We start from the raw sequence: 5313 nt of genomic DNA on the forward strand, positions 1-5313 counted from the left end.
AGCCCGAAAGCTTCACAGCTCACGTCACAATAGCGAGGGTGAAAAAGCCGGAAGGGAGGAAGATAGTGGAAGTTTTGAGAGATCTCGAAGATGATTTCGGATGGATGGATGTAAGGGATTTCAGGCTGAAGAAAAGCACGCTAACGAGCAAAGGGCCGATTTACGAGGACTTGGAAGTTTACGGTGTAGAAAGATGAAGGAGGTTCTGGAAGAGGTTTTGAAAGAGGTCATTCCAAGCGAAGAGTTGAGAAGAAAGGCTGAAAAAGCGGCTGAAGAGCTTGAGAGAAGGTTAAAGGAAAAGCTCAAAGATTATCCCGACTTGGAATTCAGATTTCTCGGAAGCTTCGCAAGAGACACATGGCTGCCGGAAAGTTTGGAGATAGACGCCTTCATTCTCTTCCCCGAAAACTATACTGAAGAGGAACTCGAAAGAATCGGACTCGAAATTGGGAAGAGTGTTCTCGACGAATTTGAGCTGAGATATGCCGCTCATCCATACGTTCACGGCAAGGTGCTTGGAGTTGAAGCGGATGTTGTGCCTTGCTACAAGCTGAGAAGCGCTGAGAAGATCAAGAGTGCAGTTGACAGAACTCCCTTTCACCACGAGTGGCTGAAAGACAGGATAAAGGGAAAGGAAAACGACGTTAGACTCTTAAAAAGATTCTTGAAAGCTTCGAACTTGTACGGAGCTGAGTACAAAGTAAGAGGTTTTTCCGGCTACCTCTGCGAGCTGCTCATAGTATTCTACGGAAGTTTCGAAAACCTCGTCAGAGAGGCTGCAAAATGGAGAAGAGATCTGGTGATAGATGTTGCGAGAAGAGAGGTTTACAGAAAAAAGGGGTTAAAGAACATCTTCGTAGTGGATCCGGTTGATGAGAAGAGGAACGTGGCAGCTAATCTAAGCGTCGACAACCTGGCTAAATTCGTTGAGAAATGCCGGCTCTTCATAGAAAAGCCATCCAAAGATTTCTTCTATCCAGAAAAAGAAGAAATAAAAGACGAAAAACTCGAAAAAGAACTCGAAAACAGATTCATATACGAAATAAGTTTTGAAAAGCCTCCAATTGTCGAAGACAATCTTTATCCTCAGCTTGAGAGGGCGTGCAGAAAAATCTCCGAGTTCTTGGAGAACAACGACTTTACAGTAGTAAAAAGCGGACACTTCGTAAAAGGTAGCACGTGCATGATTTACATAGAGACAGCCTTCGACAAACTCGGCAAAATTAAAAAACATTTTGGACCGCCTTTCGAGGTTTACGAGCATGCCATGAGGTTCATAAAAAAGGAAAGAGAATACAAGCACTTTTTTGAAGAAGGAAAGTACGTAACCTACGTTAGGAGAAAGTTCACAACAGTTGTTGAGGCGATAGAAGACTGCATAAGGAATCACTGGAAATCTCTTGGAGCTGATGTGGGGGAGAAAATAAGGAGCGGAGTGGTGAAGAGAGTACTAACACCATCACCAGAAACGAAAGAATTTATATGGGACTTCCTAAAGCTGAAAGCATGAAGGTCACGTTCTTGGGAACTGGAGTAGCTGTGCCTCTCGCTAAAAAAGCCCAGAGCAGTTTGCTCATCGAAGACGATAAACTCATTCTCGTCGATTGCGGATTTGGCTGTTTGCTTAGACTGGAAGAAGCCGGATACACTCCTGCAGATTTGGACGGGATTTTACTCACTCACTTCCACACCGACCACTGCGGGGAGCTCATAGGGATTCTGAAAGCGAGGTGGTTGGAGAGGGACGAAAAAATTGAAATCTTTGCCCCCTTCGCCAAAGAGAACCTTGAGGCTATTTTCGAAGCGTATCCCTACCTAAGAACTAAGGTGAAAGTTGTGGTAAAAGACAAGCCAAAATTCGGTTCAATGAAGTTTGAAGTCAGGGAGGGAAAGCACGCAATAATCAACTACGCTTACAAAATAGAGAACCTGCTGATAAGCGGAGATACGAGGAGCTTTCCAGAGCTTTACGAGGATGTAGAAATGGTAATTCACGAAATGTCTCTAAGCTTCGGGTATCCGGCAATAGACCACACAACTCCGGAAAACTTCGTGGAGAATGCAAGAGTTAAGAAAGCCTACTTCGTCCACATGTATCCGGAAGCTTACGAAAATAGGAGTAAAATAAAAGAATTCGTTGAGAAAAGAGGTATCGATGTTAACTTTCCGAACGATCTCGAAAGTATTGAAATTTAGCATCCTTTTGATTTTACTCGCTAAATTGTCCTCAGCTGCGGTTATCGAAGGAAAGGTTTACTCTTGGGAAAATTTCGAGCCTCTTTCGAACGTTGTTGTTGAGATAAACACAACTCCGGAGCAGAAAATTTTGAGCAAAGACGGAAGCTACTCCTTCAACGTCTCTCCCGGAAGTTACAAGATCGTGGCTAAATATTACAAAAACGGAGAGCTCGTGATGATCGCTGAAGAAAACGTCACGGTTGTGAGGGAGGGAACTTACAGACTAGATCTGCTGCTCGTGCCAGTTATAGAAATAGAGGAGCCAAAGCTCGGGAACATAACCTTTGAGGAGATCGACGTAAAGGAAGGGGAGAACAGTTACTCGATTTACTACCCCTTGCTAATTTTATTCGCAGCACCGGTTTTCTACTTAGCGTTGAGGGCAAGGAGGATAAAAGAGGGAGAAAAAGAGCTCCCCGAAGATTTGAAGAGGGTTGTTGAAGAGATTAAAGCCGCTGGAGGAAGAATCACTCAGAAAGAGTTGAGAGAGAGGCTTGGAGTCAGTGAAGCCAAGCTGAGTTTGATGCTCGCAGATTTAGAAAGGAGAGGAATCATCGAGAAGTACAAGAAGGGGAGGGGTAACGTGATCTTTCTCAAGTGAATTTCGCAAGTTTCTCGGCAATTCTTCTGTAAATTTTAGCAACTCTGAAAATCTCATCCACGTAAACGAATTCATCATCGGCATGCAGATTCTCCCCTTTAGGGCCGAGATAGAAAGCTGGAATTCCCCTTTTCCTCGCATGCCTTATATCTCCGACACCAAGAGATACGGTGGCTTTGGGTTTTAAGCCGAAAGATGCTATCGAACTCTTTATGATCTCGAAAAACCTCAGATCAGCGTTTAAATCAACGCCGTCGAAGCTTAATCCGTAAGGTTTCAAAACCCCCTGAACAACCAACTCAACATCCCCGCCAGCGATTTTGGAAAAAACCTTCGCCTCATCCACCCAAGGCATCAGCCTTACATCAGCTTTTATTACGCATTTATCCGCTACAACATTTCTCTTTACTCCTCCCTCAATTATCGCTGGGTTGAACGCTGCAACACCCCTCCCTCTTATTTCTACCGGAGTTCCAAGAAGTTTTTGAAGACTATCAAGATTTTTCTCCTCTATCGAGCTGAAGTAATCGACCGCATCGACTATCAGCTTTGAAGCTTTGTAAATTGCTCCGCTTTTTACATCCGCTGAAGCCGTATGTCCGGAATTACCCTTTACGATTATATCGATGGAATAAACCTTCGCCTGAGCGACCCCAATGCTGTCACTACCGAAAGGTTCGGAGACTATAACGTAATCCGCTTTTTCCCTCTCAAGAACGTAATCTAATCCGAGCTTTCCGCCAACCTCTTCATCAGCCGTAAAGCTTAGCTTCAAACCAATTTCCGGCTCGAAGTTTAGAAAAGCTTCCACAATCGCAGCGACGCATCCTTTCGCGTCGCAACTTCCCCTCCCGTAAACCCTTCCATCGACGAAAACGGGAGTTAGGAGAATATCTTTAGCCGGAACTGTGTCAAGGTGTGAGTTGAACATCAAAGACGGTTTGCCCTTAGCTATTTCAACCACAAGGTTCTCCTTGCCTTCCTCAGCTTCGTAAATTTTTGTTGTGTGGCTCGAAAAGATGTTCTCAAGAAACTCGACTGCCTCGCTCGTTCTCCCCGGAGGATTCCTCGTGTCGATTTTTATTAGTTCCTCAAGAACTCTTAAGGCGATCGATGAGCTTTGAGATCTCATCTTCGCTCACTATTTCCACTCTTATTCCGAACTCTTCCAAATTTTCCCTCATTCCCTCCCCCACATGTTTGGCGAAAACAACCTCAACGCCCTCTTCCTTCAAAAGTTTTGGTAGAGCTTTGTGACCTCTCTTGGGAACGTGGGGATTCTCCATTAACTTACTCTCCTTTCCGTCGGTTATGTAGATGAACTTCGCCCTGCCAAAATGTTCTGAAATTTTAACTCCGTCGTCTGTGGGGATTGCAACTTTCATAAACTCATCTCTTCGCTTTCCCTTAAAACTTTAGCGAATTATAGCGTGTCTGGATCATTTCCCAAAACAGCTGTCCACCACCACCTCGCCATATCAACAAGATCCTTGCTGAAAGCCCCGGAAAGCCTGTATTCTCCGTTTCTTATCGCTATCATTCCTGCTCCAAGCAGCTTGTTTCTCATTGAGTAAAAAGAAGAGCGATTCATTCCGAGTTCATTCATTATTTCCTCCCACTCCTCAACTCTAAGCGGCTTTCCGCTTTTCTGCCTCTCCTCTATCATAGTAACGAATTTCACCGCTTTTAACGCAACCTCCTCTTTTCTGAAAACCCTCCTCATCAGCTCCAAAAAAGGGTTCTTCGACTGGGAAATTCTCGCATTGGCGGCGCTTCTCACTATTATTGAGGTTGACGTTTTTGGTGCTTCGCTGACCTTCATGTAAAACTTTATCCTGAAAAAGTTTTAAAGCTATTCCTCAAAGTCATTACCAATGATAATTGCAGTGCCGAACAAGGGAAGGCTCAGCGCTCCAGCAATAGAGATGCTGAGAGAAGCCGGGATAAAAGTGGAGAGCGAAGACAGAAGGTTGATCGCCAACACGAACAACGAGAACATAAAGATACTTTTTGCAAGAGCGAGAGACATTCCAGAGTACGTTTACATGAACGCAGCTCAGGCTGGAATTACCGGCTACGATATCGTGGTTGAGAGTGGATTTGACGTTGATGTGGCTTTAAAGCTCGGATTTGGGAAAGCGAGACTCGTTATTGCAGCTCCGAAAGATTCCGGGATAAAAAGTTTGAGAGACCTTGAAGGAAAGAGGGTTGCGACGGAATTCGAAAACATCGCTAAGAAGTTTTTCTCTGAAAAGGGTATAGATGTGGAGATAATAAAGGTCAGCGGAGCCTGCGAAAACGCTCCAGCTATAGGAGTGGCTGAGGCTATCCTCGATCTAACTTCGACTGGCACAACTTTAAGAATGAACGGGCTTGAGGTTGTTGAGGAGGTTCTTGAGACAGAGGCTGTTTTGATAGTGAATAAAAAGAAGAAAGACGATTTCCACGTCAAAGCTTTAATTACAGCTCTGCAA

The 5313-nt window shown here is 44.5% G+C and carries 8 protein-coding genes; 5 read left to right on the forward strand and 3 right to left on the reverse strand.

From position 1 onward, the window contains the following. From F7C14_RS00630 to F7C14_RS00645, 4 genes are all read left to right on the forward strand, one after another. Positions 1 to 197, forward strand: a 197-nt coding sequence (locus tag F7C14_RS00630) for a 2'-5' RNA ligase family protein (RefSeq protein WP_290898588.1), incomplete at its 5' end; no start/stop codon positions are given. Then, positions 194 to 1510, forward strand: coding sequence for a CCA tRNA nucleotidyltransferase (gene cca, locus F7C14_RS00635; RefSeq protein WP_290898591.1), 1317 nt, complete (start codon positions 194 to 196; stop codon positions 1508 to 1510). The genes F7C14_RS00630 and cca, both read left to right, overlap by 4 nt. Beyond that, on the forward strand, positions 1507 to 2196 hold the full coding sequence (locus tag F7C14_RS00640) for an MBL fold metallo-hydrolase (protein ID WP_290898598.1): 690 nt from the start codon (positions 1507 to 1509) through the stop codon (positions 2194 to 2196). The genes cca and F7C14_RS00640 overlap by 4 nt, the downstream gene beginning before the upstream one ends. After that, positions 2186 to 2839 carry a MarR family transcriptional regulator gene (locus tag F7C14_RS00645; RefSeq protein ID WP_290898605.1) on the forward strand — a complete coding sequence of 218 codons (654 nt, stop codon included), beginning with the start codon at positions 2186 to 2188 and terminating at the stop codon, positions 2837 to 2839. Before F7C14_RS00640 ends, F7C14_RS00645 begins: the two co-directional genes overlap by 11 nt. Here F7C14_RS00645 and F7C14_RS00650 read toward each other — a convergent pair. From F7C14_RS00650 to F7C14_RS00660, 3 genes are read right to left on the reverse strand one after another with little or no spacing between them, the layout of a single operon-like run. After that, positions 2832 to 3971 (reverse strand): M20/M25/M40 family metallo-hydrolase, encoded by a 1140-nt coding sequence (locus tag F7C14_RS00650; protein WP_290898608.1) that lies wholly within the window; start codon positions 3969 to 3971, stop codon positions 2832 to 2834. The two genes, F7C14_RS00645 and F7C14_RS00650, sit on opposite strands and share 8 nt — an antisense overlap. Then, positions 3931 to 4224, reverse strand: a complete 294-nt coding sequence (locus F7C14_RS00655; protein WP_290898610.1) for a NifB/NifX family molybdenum-iron cluster-binding protein — start codon at positions 4222 to 4224, stop codon at positions 3931 to 3933. Before F7C14_RS00655 ends, F7C14_RS00650 begins: the two co-directional genes overlap by 41 nt. Before the next feature lie 38 nt (positions 4225 to 4262). Beyond that, the gene (locus tag F7C14_RS00660; protein ID WP_290898613.1) at positions 4263 to 4661 is read right to left on the reverse strand and encodes a hypothetical protein; all 399 of its coding nucleotides are present in this window, start codon (positions 4659 to 4661) and stop codon (positions 4263 to 4265) included. Positions 4662 to 4713: 52 nt separating this feature from the next. Between F7C14_RS00660 and hisG the strand changes: the two genes are divergently transcribed. Then, positions 4714 to 5313 (forward strand): ATP phosphoribosyltransferase (gene hisG / locus F7C14_RS00665; RefSeq protein WP_290898615.1); only part of this gene is annotated, 600 nt, incomplete at its 3' end.

It is taken from the genome of Ferroglobus sp. (assembly GCF_015521575.1).
GTDB lineage: Archaea > Halobacteriota > Archaeoglobi > Archaeoglobales > Archaeoglobaceae > Ferroglobus.